Annotated in this window: 15 protein-coding genes and 1 pseudogene; 10 read left to right on the top strand and 6 right to left on the bottom strand. The window is 39.9% G+C overall.

Going from position 1 to position 17578, the window contains the following annotated elements:
- From AW17_RS24510 to AW17_RS20255, 5 genes and pseudogenes are all read left to right on the top strand, one after another.
- Positions 1–519: pseudogene (locus AW17_RS24510) on the top strand (SusC/RagA family TonB-linked outer membrane protein); the annotation flags it as partial.
- A 10-nt stretch (positions 520–529) separates the two neighbouring features.
- Complete coding sequence (locus AW17_RS20270) at positions 530–1894, top strand: RagB/SusD family nutrient uptake outer membrane protein (protein ID WP_029279483.1); 1365 nt, start codon at positions 530–532, stop codon at positions 1892–1894.
- Between the two features lie 57 nt (positions 1895–1951).
- Positions 1952–3274 (top strand): TlpA family protein disulfide reductase, encoded by a 1323-nt coding sequence (locus AW17_RS20265; RefSeq protein WP_029279481.1) that lies wholly within the window; start codon positions 1952–1954, stop codon positions 3272–3274.
- A 318-nt stretch (positions 3275–3592) separates the two neighbouring features.
- Complete coding sequence (locus AW17_RS20260; RefSeq protein ID WP_029279479.1) at positions 3593–4840, top strand: aminotransferase class I/II-fold pyridoxal phosphate-dependent enzyme; 1248 nt, start codon at positions 3593–3595, stop codon at positions 4838–4840.
- A 10-nt stretch (positions 4841–4850) separates the two neighbouring features.
- Positions 4851–6590, top strand: a complete 1740-nt coding sequence (locus AW17_RS20255; protein WP_029279477.1) for a TetR/AcrR family transcriptional regulator — start codon at positions 4851–4853, stop codon at positions 6588–6590.
- 61 nt (positions 6591–6651) lie between these two features.
- Here the strand turns inward: AW17_RS20255 and AW17_RS20250 are convergent, their stop codons facing one another.
- Complete coding sequence (locus AW17_RS20250) at positions 6652–6879, bottom strand: hypothetical protein (RefSeq protein WP_029279475.1); 228 nt, start codon at positions 6877–6879, stop codon at positions 6652–6654.
- A gap of 385 nt (positions 6880–7264) precedes the next feature.
- Between AW17_RS20250 and AW17_RS20245 the strand changes: the two genes are divergently transcribed.
- The 4 genes from AW17_RS20245 to AW17_RS20230 all read left to right on the top strand — a co-directional run bounded on the left by AW17_RS20245 (position 7265) and on the right by AW17_RS20230 (position 10297).
- Entirely contained in the window at positions 7265–7960 is a 696-nt protein-coding gene (locus AW17_RS20245; protein WP_029279473.1) for a hypothetical protein, read from the top strand.
- Positions 7961–8217: 257 nt separating this feature from the next.
- Positions 8218–8949, top strand: coding sequence for a response regulator transcription factor (locus tag AW17_RS20240; RefSeq protein WP_245235112.1), 732 nt, complete (start codon positions 8218–8220; stop codon positions 8947–8949).
- 74 nt (positions 8950–9023) lie between these two features.
- The gene (locus AW17_RS20235; protein ID WP_029279469.1) at positions 9024–9854 is read left to right on the top strand and encodes a hypothetical protein; all 831 of its coding nucleotides are present in this window, start codon (positions 9024–9026) and stop codon (positions 9852–9854) included.
- Positions 9851–10297, top strand: coding sequence for a hypothetical protein (locus tag AW17_RS20230; RefSeq protein WP_029279468.1), 447 nt, complete (start codon positions 9851–9853; stop codon positions 10295–10297). Before AW17_RS20235 ends, AW17_RS20230 begins: the two co-directional genes overlap by 4 nt.
- Before the next feature lie 283 nt (positions 10298–10580).
- Here AW17_RS20230 and mobC read toward each other — a convergent pair whose 3' ends face one another.
- The 5 genes from mobC to AW17_RS20205 all read right to left on the bottom strand — a co-directional run bounded on the left by mobC (position 10581) and on the right by AW17_RS20205 (position 15691).
- The gene (gene mobC / locus AW17_RS20225; RefSeq protein WP_083488786.1) at positions 10581–12626 is read right to left on the bottom strand and encodes a conjugal transfer protein MobC; all 2046 of its coding nucleotides are present in this window, start codon (positions 12624–12626) and stop codon (positions 10581–10583) included.
- Positions 12627–12636: 10 nt separating this feature from the next.
- Entirely contained in the window at positions 12637–13932 is a 1296-nt protein-coding gene (locus AW17_RS20220; RefSeq protein ID WP_029279464.1) for a relaxase/mobilization nuclease domain-containing protein, read from the bottom strand.
- Complete coding sequence (locus tag AW17_RS20215; RefSeq protein ID WP_051691993.1) at positions 13887–14342, bottom strand: plasmid mobilization protein; 456 nt, start codon at positions 14340–14342, stop codon at positions 13887–13889. Before AW17_RS20215 ends, AW17_RS20220 begins: the two co-directional genes overlap by 46 nt.
- Before the next feature lie 181 nt (positions 14343–14523).
- Positions 14524–14727 (bottom strand): hypothetical protein, encoded by a 204-nt coding sequence (locus tag AW17_RS20210; protein WP_029279460.1) that lies wholly within the window; start codon positions 14725–14727, stop codon positions 14524–14526.
- A 136-nt stretch (positions 14728–14863) separates the two neighbouring features.
- Complete coding sequence (locus tag AW17_RS20205; RefSeq protein WP_157280375.1) at positions 14864–15691, bottom strand: hypothetical protein; 828 nt, start codon at positions 15689–15691, stop codon at positions 14864–14866.
- Between the two features lie 237 nt (positions 15692–15928).
- Between AW17_RS20205 and AW17_RS20200 the strand changes: the two genes are divergently transcribed.
- A complete protein-coding gene (locus AW17_RS20200) occupies positions 15929–16711 on the top strand; it encodes a hypothetical protein (RefSeq protein ID WP_029279456.1) in 783 nt (260 codons plus the stop codon).
- The last annotated feature ends 867 nt before the right edge of the window (positions 16712–17578 follow it).

The following is a 17578-nucleotide window of genomic DNA, read 5'->3' as shown; positions in this document are numbered from 1 at the left end:
ACGCAGCTTGCTGATCTTAAATATTTCGGCTCGGCAATTCCCCGCATTTTCGGGTCGGTAGGCAACAGCTTCCGCTATCGGAATATTGAGCTTAATATCCAGGTGAGCTATAAGCTTGATTATTTTTTCAAAAGAAACTCCATCCAGTATACTACCCTTTTTGGGTCGGGCACGGGCCATGCCGATTTTTCTGATCGGTGGAAAGTACCCGGAGACGAGCAGTTTACCAATGTTCCATCCATGGTGTACCCAAATAATTCGGCAAGGGATAACTTTTATAAAAATGCCGAAGTGCTCATTTCCCCTGGCGATCAGGTCCGGCTCCAGTATGTAAACCTGAGCTATAGCCCAAAATTTAATTTTAAGCAGATCAGGAACATTGTTTTTTATACCACGGTTTCTAACCTTGGGCTAATTTGGGTAGCCAACAAACAGCAGCTAGACCCTGATTATGAAGTAGGGCTAACTTCGGTTGCGCCATCAAAAACAATCTCCTTAGGTATAAAACTCGAACTCTAAATATCCGGTTATGAAAACTAAAAACATGATATTAATTGCATTTATCCTGGTGGTGCTGTTAAGCGGCTGCAAGAAATTTCTGGAAGAAAAATCTGATCAGAAATTAGCAGTACCGGAAACGCTTGATGACCTGCAGGCGCTGTTAAACAATAACAACCTTTATAATATTGTAGATCCCTATTCGGGCGAGGTGAGTGCCGGAGATTTTTATTTAACCGATACCGATTTAAACGGGATTACCTCACAGCCCGACCAGCGCTTATACACCTGGGAAAAAGATCATTTATACGCGCCAGCCACTTTAGGTAACGACTGGTTATACTTGTATACCCTGGTGTATTTATCTAATTCGATTTTAGAAAAAATGGAAAAGATAGACCGGACGCCCCAAAATGCAGCGCAATTTGATAATATAAAAGGGCAGGCCTGTTTTAACCGTGGTAAGGCTTATTATAACGCGCTGCAACTTTGGTCGGTAGCTTACAATAAAACTACTGCAGTTAAAGACCGCGGTATCGTAATAAGGGAATCTACCGATTTTAATATTCCTTCTAAAAGGTCTACAGTTGAGGAAGGCTATAGTACCGTGGTTGCCGATCTTACAGCAGCATCAAAGTTATTGCCATTGCCCCCGTTGCATCCCAGCCGGCCCGCCAGGCAGGCCGCTTTCGGTTATCTTGCACGGGTATTTCTTGCCATGGGCATTTACGATAAGGCCTTTGCCTATGCCGATTCCTGTATTGGCATAAAAGGCACCTTACTGGATTACAATACACTTTCTACCGCAAAAACCTACCCGGTTGACCGCTTTAATACCGAGGTGGTTTATGAATGTTTTGTAAATAACCCCTCTATAATGTCGAATATCCGTGCCAAAATTGTTCCGGAACTGTACAATAGGTATGCAGCAGACGATCTGCGGAAAGAGGTATTTTTTAAGAACAATAATAACGGCACCTATGGCTGGCGTGGGGGTTATGCCGCATCGCAGGGTATTTTTCCGGGGGTAGTGATTGATGAACAGTACCTTATCCGGGCAGAGTGCGAAGCCAGATTGGGCAATGTGCCAGCAGCACTTAGGGATTTGAATGCGCTGCTGATAAAGCGTTATAAAACCGGCACTTTTAAACCGCTTACAGCAGCATCTGCTCCTGAGGCACTTAGCCTGGTACTTGATGAAAGAAGGAAGGAGCTGCCCTTCCGGAACCTGAGGTGGAGCGACATTAAGCGGTTAAATGCTGAGGGGGCTAAGATAAACCTGACAAGGCTTGCCAACGGCATCACCTATACACTGCCGGCTAACGACCCGAGATTTGCCCTTGAAATTCCTGAAGAAATTATTGCCCGATCAGGAATTGATCAAAATATTAGATAAAAACTAATGTCCGGGTAATTACTTTGAAATGAGATGAAAACATTTAACGATTAAATTATGATTCACAAAATAACATTAAAATTTTTGTTGGCATTATGTTGCCTCCATCTTTCCTCGTACTCCCAAAATAAAGATGAATATGTTACTTTTTCCCCTATCTCACAAGTAAGCCCCAAAAGTACTTTTGAGCTACAGATCGGAGACAAGGTGCCCCAGGATTTTTGGACACAAAAACATTTTGTTTTTGAGGATGGTAAAAAAAAGGAGTTCACCTTTCAGCATTTAAAGGGGAAGATTATTATCATCGATTTTTGGGCGACCAGCTGTTTTGCCTGCATCAAAGAGATGCCAGAACAGCTCAACCTTGAAAAAAAATTCACCTCTTATGTAAAAATAGTCAAAGTGACTTCTCAAGAAGAAAAGCCTATCAATGACTTTTTTATATCTAGTAAGAACCCTTTGGGGATTGAATTGAAATCCATAATTGGAGACTTAAAACTAAAAGTTATATTTCCATATCGTTTTATACCCCATATGGTTTGGATTGATAAAAATGGGGTGGTGGCAGCTTTCACTGATGGGACTGAGGTAACGGAGAAAAATTTGCATGCAATCATCAATGGGCCTTTTGGCCTTCCAAAAAAAATAGATATGAGACCTGATGTGCCAACATATATGGACTGGGTTCCCGCTACCGCACAAGCTATTAGTATGCTTTATAAAGGAAATGTTCCCGGATTAAATAGTGGAAATGAGTACCTAAGCATTGAAGGAAAAACGAGGTTTTTTGTTAAAAATCTAGCACTCCAATGGATCTATCAATCACTTGCAATGAACAAATACGACTGGGCGGGTAAGGGGAATAGAATAATGCTAAGGTTTAATGATAAGGATGGTCAATTTACTAACCCTACTTTTTCTAAGGATAAAGAGTGGACTTTGGATTTTTGGATTCCGGATAGTCAGCGTGACAGCCTAGCTAGTTATGGAATTCGGTTCTTAAACCAATATTCGGGCTATTTTGCTTCAGCTGAAAAAATAAAAGCAGCCTGTTATGTGCTGAAATATAATCCTACTAATGGGAAGTCATTGATTACTACGGGTGGTAAACAACTGGTGAAGCCTTTGATCCCCCCATATCGAATTGTTAATGCTCCATTGAAATATATGATCAGCAGAATTGTAGATGGACTTGCAGGTAGGAAATTTGAGTTGACAATACCGATAATTGACGAAACCGGGTTTATAGGCAATGTTGATATTGATCTATTGTCTGCTACCAATAGCATAGAAGAACTGAACCTTAAGCTTAAGATATATGGGTTGTCTTTAGAACGTACCGAAAAAATTTTAGATATGCTTGTAATAGACAAAATCTAATATTGGTCAGCAAAGGTAACTTGTGTGTTCAATTTGTTGAATGTGCTGAGAATAGAACATATATCTGCGAAAAATATTAGGTTATAATAGTTAATGATGAACATAAGTCGGATGGATGTCCGACTATGTTTTATCAGTTTTTAAAAATACGTTTAACATGAGTATCGTTATATGAAAGACATGAGTTTATTCAAAAAATCTAGCATTAGCTTTTCTTGATAATGAAAGAATAAATTTCTTAATATTTTTCGATATAAACCCTTAACTCCCCACTCAGGGTATAAACGATAACGAACTTGCTTAAAAAAACAGATAAGAATGAAAAATATTGATTTTGAAAAAGCAAGTTTTAAGGACTTTGAAAACATTAAGGGAATGGATCCCTTCGGATGGGCAAGACTTTGGGGAGCGTATGTCGCAGATCGAAGCAAACATGGACAGTTCAATTATCGGCAGAAAAATCTTTCTGGCTGTGGCCCAGAAATCGAACTTAACCTGCCTAGTAATCCTCATCGTAAATTTGTGAGTTTGGTCTCGAACGATTATCTCGGTTTTACCCAGCATCCAAAAGTGAAGGCCGCCGCCATTACATCCATTGAGAAATATGGTTCTGGTGCTGGAGCCTCACCGGCCATAGGCGGTCATTACCTTTTCCATCAGGAAATTGAGGACAAGATTGCGAGGTTTTTTAAAAGAGATAGTGCAATTGTATTTAGCACGGGATATACAGCAAACAGTTCATCCTTGCAGGCTTTGCTAAAAAAGGAAGACCTTGCGATCTTGGATATGGCCGTTCATGCCAGTGTATATGAAGGGTGCCTGAATACTAATGTAAAGACTTTTCTGCACAATGATTTGGAGGCTTTGGAGCGGATATTAAAGACTTCAAAAGATAACTATCGAACTCGAATGGTGATGATCGATGGCGTATATTCCCAAGATGGCGATTTGGCACCACTCGATATGATTATTCAGCTGACCAAGCACTATGGAGCATATCTGGTAGTAGATGATGCGCATGGTACGGGCGTTATTGGCGAAACTGGACGGGGCGTTATTGAATTGCACAATCTGTACAAGGAAGTGGATATTATTACTGGAACGTTCAGCAAGACCTTTGCCCATGTTGGGGGTTATCTTGTGGCAAGTCCAGAACTGGTGGGGTTTCTAAAGTTTCAGGCAAGGCAACACATTTTTTCTGCTACGCTTTCCCCAGCCTCGGCATGTATCTCAAAAGCCATTGATCTGGTGGATGAAGAACCGATATGGATGCATCGACTTTGGGACAACATTGAATACCTAAAAACAGGACTTGAATCCCTGGGGCTGGATACGGGAGTATCACAATCAGCGATCATTCCTGTAAAGATTGGTGACATCAGCCTGAATGCAAAAATATGTGGACTGCTTTTGGAGGCAGGTATTTATGCCAACCAGATCAATTATCCCGCAGTATCGAGAAAAGATGCTAGGGTAAGAATGAGCGTAATGGCGACGCATACGCACACGCAGCTCGACAAAGTGCTAAATGCATGGGAATGGGTAATCAAAAAGACACATTTGTAGAAATAACGGTTTGACGAAAAGACGCCTAAATAAAATCAGGGATGCAGATGCAACAAAAAGGAAATTTTTGGATGCAATAGGCACGATATTGACCGAACAGGGCTTTACTGCAATTAGGACAAACAACATTGCAAGGTTACTTGGAAAGGATAAAAACCTGATCCGTTATCATTTTGGAAGTTTAAACGGTTTGCTCAAAACCTTTATACAGGATAAGGATTATTGGAAAACGTTTTTTGAGCGTTTCCGGTTTTCCGATGAGCCTGATGTCAAAGAAATTGAAACGCTATTTGTTGGACTGATGCAGGAAAATTTCAAGTTGTTCTCGGCTAGTGAGGAGATGCAGAAGATCATCCATTGGCAGATATCGGAATCTAGTGCATTAATGAGAAGCATTTCTGATGAAAGGGAGGTTGAAGGAGAGAAGCTGTTGAAAATGGCTACGCCTTACTTTAGGGAAACCGGAGTGAATTTCAAGGCTATTATTGCACTACTCTTAGGAGGAAGTTATTATATGGTTATGCAACACAAGGCAATCAATGGGATGGTTTGTGGTATTGATCTCAATAGCGAAAAAGACAGAGCAGATGTACTGGTGGCGATAGAAAAAATAGTGGAATGGTCATGGAGATATGTCCGAGAGAATTATGATGATAAATTACAATCTACAGAAAAAATGAATTACGAATTTGAACAACTGGAAGATTTATCGAAAATCCTGGTTAAGGATAAAGGGGACGATACGGCATTGCACAAATTGGAGAAGGAACTCAAGCGACTAGAACGGGTGTTGTTGAAACAATTATTAGAGCTTTCCAATGAAACTCAGATCAGTAATTTCTTGCAGATCAACCTATATCATATGGGTGAAATATGCGATAACCATTTTGATCCTAAAAGAAAAGAGAACCTCGTGGCACAGGCCATCCTTAATTTGATGGATCACCTGACTTCGCAGGTTGAGCCGTTGTTACCGGACACGTTGAGCCTTCCGAAACTTTTTTGCAAACAACAGTCCCTGGTCTATAATGAGAAATGGCAGTTTCTTAAAAACTGGCTACAGAAAAGAGGATTAGATGAACAGCTTTTACTAGTAACGGGAATACCATTTGATCAATTTACCTACGATGGAAAGATGCGCTGGCGTAACTATAAATATCTTAAGAAGTACGAAAAGGTCTTTAATGAGATTGGGGAAGAACTTCCAAGGGATAATTACGAGTTGATGCATCTGTTGATAGGTCTTGGCTTTAACCATGTTAGGTTTGAGAATTATAGTACCAAGTTGTTTTCTGCCAAGATTGACGGCCTCGGTGCAGCACAAGCCAAATCGATTCTAAAAATTGAGAGGACAAAGGTGTTCCAGGTTAACCTCCATACAAAAATGGTATATGATCAGGATAGAAAACCTATAGATGAGGCTTTGGCAAAGTGGTTTGATGCCGCCATTCTGGGACTTAATGAAAGACCACTGGATATTCAGCTGAACCCATTGAAACTGAAAACTAGGTTGACGGCGATGCAGTTGGCACTGTTTGAAAAGACGCTATATGCACATGGTTTTTATGACGAGCCGAATCTTGATGTTTTTTCGGAAAAGATTGCCAGTAACTTTTCGACCAAAGGGCAGGATGTACTTTCGGCACCGAGCGTAAAATCCAAGATGTACACCAAGGATGTTTCTGCGATCAAGCCATTGGAGCCAATGATTGCTGCGGTGTTGGAAGACCTGCGCAGTTTTATGGGATAGATGAAATTTTAGTTTAGTATAGTTTAGTTGGGGCTGGGCAGAGGATTCTGTCTGGCCTTTTTTATGGGTCGATCAGGTGTCCCATTTGGTTGTTCTCCAGAAAATCTACATACTCATAAATCAGTTGCTGGTCAAAGCCTGGCAGGATTTGCAGCTTAATCGTGCGGTGCTGTAATAGTTCTGAAAAAGTATGAAATCCGAGTGTTTCAGTTACGGTTTTGAACTCGGTACTTAAGGGGCTTTTTGCAATGGGTAGGTTAAGGATTTCGACCTGTTCTGATTGCTTCATAAGATTTGGTTTAGGTCTGCGTTCCCGAAACGCAGAGTTCTAAAAACGATATAGCGCGGGACACAAACCTTAGACCGTCTTAGAGGTTCCGCGAAGAACCTTGTGTACAGAAAAAAGCTGCGCCCGCGCTGTAGCGCAGACGACAAGCCTATTTTCTCTTGTACACTTTTAAAATTTCGCGGATTTCTAAGACAAGATCTAAATAGCAGTCGCTATATAATATTTTAACTGTCGCAAATATAGGCATTAGGTGTTAAAATCGGTGTATATGTTTTATACATCCACTTTTTCCCTGGGGGGGAAATAAAGTTCTTTGGGCAAGCCTGCCGAGTGAAAGTTATGCCAGTTAACGGGCTAGGGCGGGAGAACCTTAATTATTGGCGTTATGATACAAGAACTGAGCGGCGGGTTGCTGCAACAACTTGAGACGGAACTGGAAGAGATTTCGTTTCAGAACTTAAGTCCCATTAAAAAATCAACGAGTGCGCTGAAACAGATCAGGCAATCTCTCAAAAAACTAAAAAGCTATCTCGATTACCATCCTTTGTCCTTAGCGGAGCAGGAGATCAGTTTTTTTAGATGTATCACATTGGATTTCTACCAGTGGCAGATTTACTTCAGTGAGCTTTATAGGATTGAAGAAAATATTCCCTTTGCAGAATCTCATCCCTTGTTGAAAGAGATATCTTACGAAATGGAATCGCAAGGAGAACCGATCGTCAAACTGACTGATCCACATTTCAAGGACTCAGGCATACGCTTCCGAGCGGTACTTGCCTTAGTTTTAGGTGGAATCTATTATGTTGTCTGGCAGCCGGAACCAATAAAAGTAAAGTCTGTGGCATCGATATTAATGATGAAAAGGACAAAGCTACTTTTGAAAAGGCAATTGGTCAGGTCATTGACGCCGTATGGAAATTGGCCGATGGCAAAAAAACGGAGTAATTTTTCTGGTTTTTATTTAACGATTGTGATCGTCCCTAGAATAACTGTGATTGGGTTAGTAATCGGAAACGGCCCTGGTCAAAAGATCAGGGCTTACCGGCTCGTTGTTATAGCCTGTTGTGTTATTCCTTTTTGAAGGGTAAGACGTTTTTACATCTATTTTTCTTAGCGGTTTTTAATTCATCTCCTATGTATATTTTTAATTCCGAGATGCACATACTCACCTTTGTGGTCTGTGTGCTAGAATTCGGTATGTGCTTTTCTCAAATTATCCTCTATCTTTCCAGACCTAAGGAAAAACCTAGATTGTGGTATTGTTTGTTACTGGTGTTATTGATCCAGTATAACATATCCTGCGGATTCTTCCCGGATTCAGATTTCGCGATACCCATCATGGCGCAGAACATCATTTCCTACGGAAGCGGTTTTCTCGTCGTTGCATATTTCCCCTGTTATTTTTATATGGCCTTTGGTCTTAGAGGCCTCAGGTGGCATGTGTTTTACGGCGTACCCATGTTTTTAATGATTCCATTTGCTGTTTCCTTTTTGGTTGCCTATCCGATCACCGGAAGCTTAGAATATGCCACCAGTTATGGAATGATTATACCGGGATTTTATGCCTTGATATTGCTATTCGTATTGCTCAAGGCGATCCGTTCTCAGAGCGCCACGGAAAGTGATCTGACATTTTTCTACGGGAAACCAGAAATGTATAAAGTTTATTCAGCTGTTGTGCCCTGGGTATTGATGGGTGTTTTTGTTTACCTGCACATTTCCCAGTGGATTCAGGTCATGGTGACCAATTCAGGGTTTCTGGTGGTTACAGTCCTTTGTTTCCGAAAAACCATCCGGTGGGAGCGAGCAAGGGATTTGCAGCTAAATGCCATTTATATTGCGGGTGTTGGTGCTTCCATATTCGAACACAATTGTGCAGTGTATAGTTTAACGGCAAGGGAAACCGAAATTTCATTGCTGATCAGTCAAGGGATGCAGTATAAGTTTATTGCCGATGAACTTTTCATTTCGCTGGATACGGTGAAAAGCCATGTGAAAAATATATTTAAGAAAGTAGGGGTGAATGATAAAACGGAATTGGTGTATAAGTTGGGGCAGAGGGTGATCTAGTTATCCCAGCTTATTCAGGATATTGTTCAACAGTTTCGATTGCTTAACGAAGAAAAAAAATTATCTTAGCATAAATGAACGCTACTCAAAATAAACTAATACCCAGAGAATATGTGAGGGTAGACAATCCCGAACATCCTTTTACGCTAGTTGGGCCAGAAATGCTATTATCTGATAAAAAAAATCTAATTGCATTATTTGAGCCATCGGCGGAAGAATTGAAATCCAAAACGAAACTAATGACCCGTCTGATTGGGGCCAGAATTGCTTATCCAGCCATTACAAATATGGTGTTGTTGCTCGATCCTAAAAATACGATTGGTTTCAAACAAGAAGTTGCGAGCGATTATTTCGACCACATTATTGAGCACCGGGAGCTGAGAAACCTAGAACAGCTTTTTAAGGTGAAAAAAAATCTAAATATTCTTGCTGAACACAAAGATGAGCAGAGAAATATTTTCGATTTCCAGGCTAAAAAGCAAATGTTAAATCTCAAGTATCTTGAAAATAATGATTTCAAATACAAAAAGGTTAAATTGTTTTCTCAAAACGTTGAGAAACCATCGTTTCACAATTATATAACAGGCCAAGACGAAATACCTAGATCAAACATATTTGAGTATAATCAGGAGGCTATCATTGGAATCAAAAACCTCCAGAAAAGCAAATCTGATCTGGTTGAGCTTATGCCGTTTTTCGAGTTTACATTGCGTTCTCAGTTTAAGGTAGATCGCGGAATACCGTACTACGGCAATCAGCAGAACAAAATATTAAATATTAATGAACGTCCCTCCAATCGTTTCGACCCTCTCAAACCAGTAAGAATGATAAGTCTTTATGGGTGGCAGTTGAGCAACTTTGATAGTGAAGAGGAATTAAAAGAAACAGTAAAACGCAAACGATGAGCCACCATAAAAATAAAATCAATACAATTTTAACCTTACTCGATCATAATCCGACGTTAACGACTGGAAGACTGGGCGACATCGTCGAAGAGCTTAAGGAAGCTTCAAGGGTAAGCGATTTGCAGCCGACCAAACGGAGAAATATTTTGAAAGTGCTTCATACGATGCGCGCACTGGATTCAGTTTTAAGGGCTTTTCTAGACCATCATGGACTTCGTGGCGATAGACATTCTCTTGGGGATTACATTAAAAAATTGCATTCACATGGAGCCTTGCATCTTCAGAAATTAACTGGAGCAGAAAAAGATATGTATATCAGAAATATAGCAAATTCGAGAAATAAATACATGCATAGTGCAAATAGATATCCGTCAGGAGAAGCGGAGGTTAATAATCTAGTCGCGGAAGCACATACATTAATCGCTCGAGTAGCTAATTTTTAAGTCAGAATATCCCGCATTTCTAGTATATTTATAACAGCATTTTTGACCTAAAGAAATTCAAGATAACCCTGATTGGGTTAGGAGTGGCAACCTGCAGTGTTTTGTGGCCAATCGTTTTACTCGTATTAATTTTAGTAATAATTCAATATTTATTAATAAGACTTAGAAAGGAGAACACGATTATGGAGACAAGTAATTTGAAAACAAAAGCAACAATGGGAGTACAAGCAATAGCGGAAACCGGGTGGGCGATTGGAACATCCATTGCAGGGACCCAGGTCCTTTAAGTGATTTTAGGCCCTTTTACCGTTTTCGCCATCTTCTTAGCTTTTCCCTGCCCAATAACTGAATCACGATTTTTTCTCTTATTCGATTTTTTCGGCTGACGATCACTGATCTTTTTCAACTCCAGTCTCATCAACTCCTGCACATCCCTTTTAACCCTTAAATAATTTTCATCAATATCCTCTTTTGTCACTGTTCGTATAACTGGAAGCGGTTTGTATCCAGCTTCCTCTTTAGCAATGGCCTCATGATCATTTTGTATCTCCCCATGAAACATTTTTTGCGGAATCTTTTCACTAGGACTATCCGCCACAATCCCAACAAACTCACCTGATGAAAGCGTAGCAATCTTAGAGGCTGGAATCGCGTAATCCATCTGCGTAGATTTAGAAATAGAAGTTTCATTACTGTTGATACTCATGCTCTGCCTATCCTGCATAATTTTACCAAAAGTTTCCGAAAGCTTCTTTGCGCTATCTCCCGATACCTGCCCACTGATAATATTGGCACAAATCCCCGCAATAATCTCCGCCTGTTCCGCGCCATATTCCTTTTTCACCTGCTCAATGCTTTGAATCCCAATCGTACAACTGATCAAATTACTTCTGCCTGTACTAATTGTGGTAATCAAATTCGCCACTAAAGTTGGATATTCATCAAAAATTAAACTGCATTTCCGTTTGCCCTTCTTATTGATTAATTTCAGCATCCGGTTAACGTAAAGTGAAAGCACAGCCCCATAGGTATCTATTTTCTGCGGATTATTGCCCATACAGACAATCTTCGGAGCATCCGGATTGTTAATGTCCAGCGAAAAATCATTACCCGTTAGCACGTAATACAATTGCGGTGATGAAAGCCTGGCAAGGCCAATTTTAGCCGATGCAATCTGACCCTCTAATTGCGCCTGGGCATTATTGCGTAAAGCCGAAACAAATGGATTAATTAGCGCTTTAATTTCTTCCTCAGCTTGCAACACCGCAAATAAAGGATCATAATCCAACTGCATCAGCTCGATAACATGTGCTAGAGTACAATACTTGCCGTTTTCGTGTTTCCTGAGAAACCAGATCACCGCCGTTAGAAAATTGATCGGCGATTCAACGAAGAAATCCCCCTGTTTTTTTAGCCAGTCTTTATTCAAGCCCATCATTATCGTGCGACTGGCCTCGGTTGCATCGGTAATATCTTCCATGCCAATCGGGTCAAGTGGGTTGCAGCGGTGCGTTCTGTTCAGGTCCTCAAAATTGATCATATAAAAGGCTGGTTTAATCTTATAATTGGACCGGTATTTCAATAGCTTATTATAAGCCATTCGGGTTAGATCATCGAACTTAAAATCATAAATGAACATTGAAAATCCCTTTTTCAATTGCTGATCCATTATATGACGGATAACAAAATAGGTTTTTCCTGCGCCACCAGATCCCGCTACCAAAATACTTCGATAGGGATTCACGCAATTTATCCAGCCCTCCCTTGTCTTACCCTTTAAATTATATTTGGTGGGTAGGTTAAAAGAATGTTCATTTTCCAGTAGCCGTTCTTCCTGCGGGAAAGTTTCATTCTCCGAATTAAACACATCGGTCGAAAGGTTATTTTTGATCAGTCTGCTTAACCATGTGCCTCCGGTAAGCACCAGTAAATAACCGGCCGCAGTTAATGCGATATACAATACAGCAACGATTGGTACACTACCTGGCAAATAAAAAACTAATACACTAACCAGGTAAATCAGTAGACCACTTATCAGATATGCTACTATGCTATTCTTCTGGATCTTCTCATCCTTTTTGCCTTTAACACCCAATAAGGATATAGACAGGAATAATAAGGCAGCCAGTTTTGGTTTCAGTAACCCGGTAAACAATCCTGTTTTTGCAATATTCAGTACAATCCTATCGGTAAGCGTTGCTGTCCATCCCCAAAGTTCAAAAGCCTTATAACAGGTGATATAAAAATGAATGGCCAATATAAAAAGGCTGATCAGCCTTGTAAAATCAAGGGTTTTTCGCAGGCCTTGGGTATCTTCTCCAGTATTCATAAATTAGTTTTTAAAGGTTGATCTGTTCGGTTTGCTGGTTGCGTTTTTTTCGTTTCTTTCTTTTTTTAGGCAGGTGAGGGGCCAGTTCCTGTTCTGTTCTTCCCATTAGAATTTCCAGATAGTTGGTAGGTGATGCTGGCTGCAAGAAACTGCCATGGTCTTTTATCTCCTGATTTTGATTACTGCTATGGGATGCGGTCGTTTCCTTGTGTCTGGATATAGGTGTGTTTATTGTTGCTGTTTCTTGATCTAGGGATCTCTTGAAGCCATCCAGTAGCGCCTTAGCACCATAAGCTTTTCCTAATTCGCTGCCATTAAAAACGCATCGTCCGGCGTGATCAATAAAGGTGATACCATAAACCTGACCATCTTTGCTGGTCCGGTAGAGCAAATCAATTTTTTGTTCCTTTAACTGGTTTTCGAAATCTTTTTTAGTAGGGCGGTTTTTTAGCACCCGGTCGATGCGCTGTTTTAAAGAAGCCGCTAATATTTTGCGGTTGGTTTTATTTTTTTCAAAACGCTGTCCGAGTTTTTCCAAGGTGTGCTTGCCTGCAATCCGACTGGCTTTAATTGGTACGCCGAGCTTATTTCCCTTTTCATCAATAATCCTGTATAGCAAACCTTTTTGGTTAAACATTGCCGACTTTTCATGCCCACGGTCGGCCATGATATTAAATCTGCTCAATACCGCATTTAACTCAGCCAGGCTAGTGTAGTTATACTTTTGCACTACGGTATTAACAATCTGGGTAATCACCGTTTTGGTTTCATCACTGCCATAGTTTGCTTTTTTTAATCTCGAGATATCGACCTCCGGAATTTCATCATCCTTGCCGCGGCCTATAGCCTGTACCAGGCCATATTGAATTTCTATTTCCTGTCTTGCCTTTTCAGAAAGATCGCGTCCAAGGTTGTGTAAACTGATGCGGTTTCCTGCTGCATCAATATTAGTCGTTACGATATGACAATGTGGGTGCGCGACATCCTCGTGCCTGTAAATCAGGTAAGGCTGATTACCAAAACCTATCCGCTGCATATAATCCTTGGCAATTTCTTCCATTTTATCACTCGTTATTTTTTCATTGGTTTCAAAGTTTAGCGAAATGTGTACGCAATTGGTCTTTACCCGTTCATTCAGGGCCGCCCGGTGTTTTAGAACAAAGTGTTTTTCTGCCGGGTTTAACTTATGGCCATCCTTGAGGTAATTTTCAGCTGATAGAAAAACAGCCTTTCCCTGCTCGATCTTTTGCTCATTATAGTTTATGGCTCCTTTGATGCTTCTTCCGCTGACGATTCTAGCAACCATTTATCCGAAAACTGGTTTAACTTATTTCTAATGCCTGTTATTTTGGTATCCACTTTTTCCTTTACGAGCTGGTAGCTTTGCATCAACAGTTTCATACTGGGCGTAGTGGCATACGCATTTATCTTTTTGGCAATCTGATTCAGGTTATTTCCGATTGCGCTTAATTCATTTTTAAGCAGTATCATTTCCTGGATAAACTCATCAAGTGAACGGTTACGGGCAACTACCGTAACTGGCTTACCTAACAAAACTTTGCGTAGATAAGTGCTCAGATCTTTATATGGCGTTTTTCGGAAGCGCTCATTAATCTTTGCAGCCTCTGTTGGTGTCAAACGGATATGTATCCATGCAGTCCGCTTCGACTCATTTTGTCTATTACTATCACTGCTCATAGCTGGTACTTCTTGCATCTGTCCGGGTGCTTTAATGGTGGCAGAAAAACCGAGTTCCGAGTGTTTTTCTTATCTCCCTGCAGGGGAGTGAAATCCGTTTGTATCACAAACGTACATTTCACTCCGCCAAAAAAACAGGCGGAGTTACCCCCTTCCAATACGGTAGTGCTGGTTAAAAAAATGTGATACAATTTTTTAGTTAAATTCCGGGATTATATCCTGGTCTGGACCGGGTGATCGGTTGGTTCGTTGGAAGGTTTTCGATAAACTGCTCAAGGTTCAAAGGAAGAAAACCCCTGAGTTTTGTGCGGATGAATTTGCGTGGTGCAGTTACGATTCTTTTAATCTTTGGATAATGTTTGCCGTTGAAACTGCGACCTTTTAGTTCTATTGTATTGTTCATGGTTCTATGTTTTTGATTGAACCAAAGGTGGGAAGGTATGGAAAAAGATGTTGGGGATATCTTTGACGACTCCCTATTCATTGTCTCTCTTTCGTTAAATTGATATGCTGAATAATCTATTGCGTCGATTCAATAATCACGATTTCTTTTTGCCTGTATCAGGGGGTATTCTAGTTCTTTTTTTTGCAACGGCAAGTTTTAAATAACGCACTCTTGATTTACTATAACTATTTGGAAAGTGTTTATGAACTGTTTCCATATCCTCGGTAAACTTTGTTATCTCAGATAATTTAACCTTCTTTTTCAATACAGATAGAACCCATTTCGAATAATAGGCATTTAATGACAGTATATATTTTTCCAATATCGGCTCAAAATCAAATAGGGTTTCTTTTTCATCCAAAAAATTTAATAACGTAAACAATTCACTAAGAAGCTCTCCTTCACGTTTTGAGACCTTAGTTGGCTCTGTTTGCACCTTATCGTAAATTTTTGTGGCCTTATTGTTCACAAAGGATTTAAACCCTGTTTTGTCCATTGCTTGGTAAAACTTAGGAGCGTGACCGTTTCCATATTCATTTCTGGTTACCAGACTAAAGGCATCATTATGGACTAAATAATTTCTGAGTTCTCTGAAAAATATTGAATATTCTTTATCATGGACGGATTCGTTAAAGTTGTGGCTGTGCTTTAAATGGTCTAGAAAATTCTGTCCAGATGAAATGATATTGTGCAAATCCTTTACAATCGTTCTTTGTAGCCTCCACCTTTGATCGTTATCTAAATGCCCCATCGGGATAGAATTAAGCTTTCGGATTGACTGCCGTACAGTTTTGCTATTATCAAGAAAGATAAGATAGGATGATCGACCTTGTTGGAATTTTTTCCAAGTGACCATTGCATCTGATTCTTCTAATTGTGTTCTAACTTTATTCGCGTCAAAAATCGCCTGATATTTTTCCATCATTATCTTATTCTCGGGTATAATATTATTGGTTGAGTTTTCAATAAATGTATTTAGGTATTGAAATTAAGAAAATTTATTTCTATAATTGCTTATGCTTGTTGGCAAGCTAGCCCGTCCGTGCAAAGATTTTCATCAGCCAATTAAGTATAATAATGCAAACCAACCGCTTATTATCCTAACAAGATTACGGACGCATAAAATCAGGATAGTAAGTTGGTACAAAAGGATTGTATTATGCAAACTATTGAGTATTTCAAACTCCAAGCAAAAAATCTTCACAAAGATTTCAAAACACAAAAACCCTATTTCGATTCCGAATTGGAACGCGACCTATTTGAGTATTCACCGACGTTTTTCGACATCGACCCATTAATTACGGACTTCGAAATCGACGAAAACAATTTTACCCGTATGAACGCCCTGCACATCATTGCAAAATTGGCGGGATTCACTAAATGGAATGAGATGGTGAAAGCATCGGAATGGGCACTAGAACTAGGTAAACTGCTCTTCGATAACATGCACAAAATCAGAACTGAAGACTGGGAATTTTATATCCGGGATGTAGAGAACCAACACGGTGTATTGTTTACAAATGAGGGCAAGTTCGACATTTTTAAGCAGGTTTTTGCGGATGTAGATGGCCACGAAACTACTGGCTGGGATTATCGTCTGATTCGTTACGTAGAACCTTCGGATAAGGTTAAAAAAATCAAACCCAGGAAAAAGAAGAAAAAGAAAGCTGTAGAAATTACTGTCCTTCCAATGAAAGGAATACGTCTTAAAAAATTCATTGAAGTGGCAAACTGGAAATTCGAGGATTTGATAGAGTCGATGGAACCTGAACATCCTGAAATAATACGCAAGTTATGGGATCCAGAAGTCTACATCAATCAAGTCATTACACCTGATAAGTTGCCGATAGACCGGAACTACGCACTTTCCCTGGTTGAAGCGTTTCTAATTCATCATTTTATTGACCTTGATGACATGGGCGACAATTCCGATGCAAAATAGGGGAGGATTATCATTTACAATTTAAGCTGATAACATAAGGCAAATCGGCACTATTGTGTCGATTTGCCTGTATTAAATAGATGCCTAATGCGTTAGCTTTCCCTCTATGAAAAATCCAAAAAAACAATGGATTTTGTCCTTCATTACCGACTTGTTATTAAAAACGTCGATTTTTTAAGATATCTCCAAAGGATTCTGGAAACGGAGTTAGATTTAATGGTATATACGATAACATCTTCAAATCTTGTAAGAGTTGTTTTGACGTGAAGTTGACTTCGAGTACCAAGCCGGATTTAGTTCTAATCTTAGTTCTAACTCCGGCTTTTTTCGTTACTAACCCCTTGTTAATGTGATAGATAAGAAGAGCAGCTGAGTTAATTTTGGTGTTTCGACAATCATTTTCAAAAATTCGCCATTTTTCCGGATAGATCGAACCAATAATGAAGCGTTTTTGCTCAATATCGCCGTTCTCGTACAGTTCCAGGAGGTTTTGAAGCCTAATCAGTGCCTCGTCGACAAAATCAGTAAAATCTGTTTTTACAGCCTGATCTTCTTTCAGCGTTTTATCCAGTAGTTAACTTTTTTTAAATAAAAGATTCTTCACTGCGTTCAGAATGACAGCAGCTTTGCGCCTTACCTCAGTGTCTTTTACGGTAAAGGATGGAAAACGTAAAATAAATGATGGAATGAAAAGGCTCCATGCGCTCTGCGTTTTTCGCTTTATGACCTCAGTGGTAAAAAATGGAGAACGGGGCCAGATTGATAATAAACCCAATCGTATTCTCAATTTGTCATCCTGAGTGCAACGAAGGATCTTACAGTTGACTTTAGTATTCTTAATAACCTGAGTTCGATTATTAAATCTCA

Source organism: Pedobacter borealis DSM 19626 (genome assembly GCF_000708285.2).
In the GTDB taxonomy this organism is placed as follows: domain Bacteria; phylum Bacteroidota; class Bacteroidia; order Sphingobacteriales; family Sphingobacteriaceae; genus Pedobacter; species Pedobacter borealis.
This window is presented reverse-complemented; position numbering and strand designations above follow the sequence as displayed.

Excerpts from the sequence above, each read along its gene's own strand:
- AW17_RS20270 (WP_029279483.1), top strand. The coding sequence starts at position 530 with ATGAAAACTAAAAACATGATATTAATTGCATTTATCCTGGTGGTGCTG.
- AW17_RS20265 (WP_029279481.1), top strand. The coding sequence starts at position 1,952 with ATGATTCACAAAATAACATTAAAATTTTTGTTGGCATTATGTTGCCTC.
- AW17_RS20260 (WP_029279479.1), top strand. The coding sequence starts at position 3,593 with ATGAAAAATATTGATTTTGAAAAAGCAAGTTTTAAGGACTTTGAAAAC.
- AW17_RS20250 (WP_029279475.1), bottom strand. The coding sequence starts at position 6,879 with ATGAAGCAATCAGAACAGGTCGAAATCCTTAACCTACCCATTGCAAAA.
- AW17_RS20245 (WP_029279473.1), top strand. The coding sequence starts at position 7,265 with ATGATACAAGAACTGAGCGGCGGGTTGCTGCAACAACTTGAGACGGAA.
- AW17_RS20240 (WP_245235112.1), top strand. The coding sequence starts at position 8,218 with ATGGCGCAGAACATCATTTCCTACGGAAGCGGTTTTCTCGTCGTTGCA.
- AW17_RS20235 (WP_029279469.1), top strand. The coding sequence starts at position 9,024 with ATGAACGCTACTCAAAATAAACTAATACCCAGAGAATATGTGAGGGTA.
- AW17_RS20230 (WP_029279468.1), top strand. The coding sequence starts at position 9,851 with ATGAGCCACCATAAAAATAAAATCAATACAATTTTAACCTTACTCGAT.
- mobC (WP_083488786.1), bottom strand. The coding sequence starts at position 12,626 with ATGAATACTGGAGAAGATACCCAAGGCCTGCGAAAAACCCTTGATTTT.
- AW17_RS20220 (WP_029279464.1), bottom strand. The coding sequence starts at position 13,932 with ATGGTTGCTAGAATCGTCAGCGGAAGAAGCATCAAAGGAGCCATAAAC.
- AW17_RS20215 (WP_051691993.1), bottom strand. The coding sequence starts at position 14,342 with ATGCAAGAAGTACCAGCTATGAGCAGTGATAGTAATAGACAAAATGAG.
- AW17_RS20210 (WP_029279460.1), bottom strand. The coding sequence starts at position 14,727 with ATGAACAATACAATAGAACTAAAAGGTCGCAGTTTCAACGGCAAACAT.
- AW17_RS20205 (WP_157280375.1), bottom strand. The coding sequence starts at position 15,691 with ATGGAAAAATATCAGGCGATTTTTGACGCGAATAAAGTTAGAACACAA.
- AW17_RS20200 (WP_029279456.1), top strand. The coding sequence starts at position 15,929 with ATGCAAACTATTGAGTATTTCAAACTCCAAGCAAAAAATCTTCACAAA.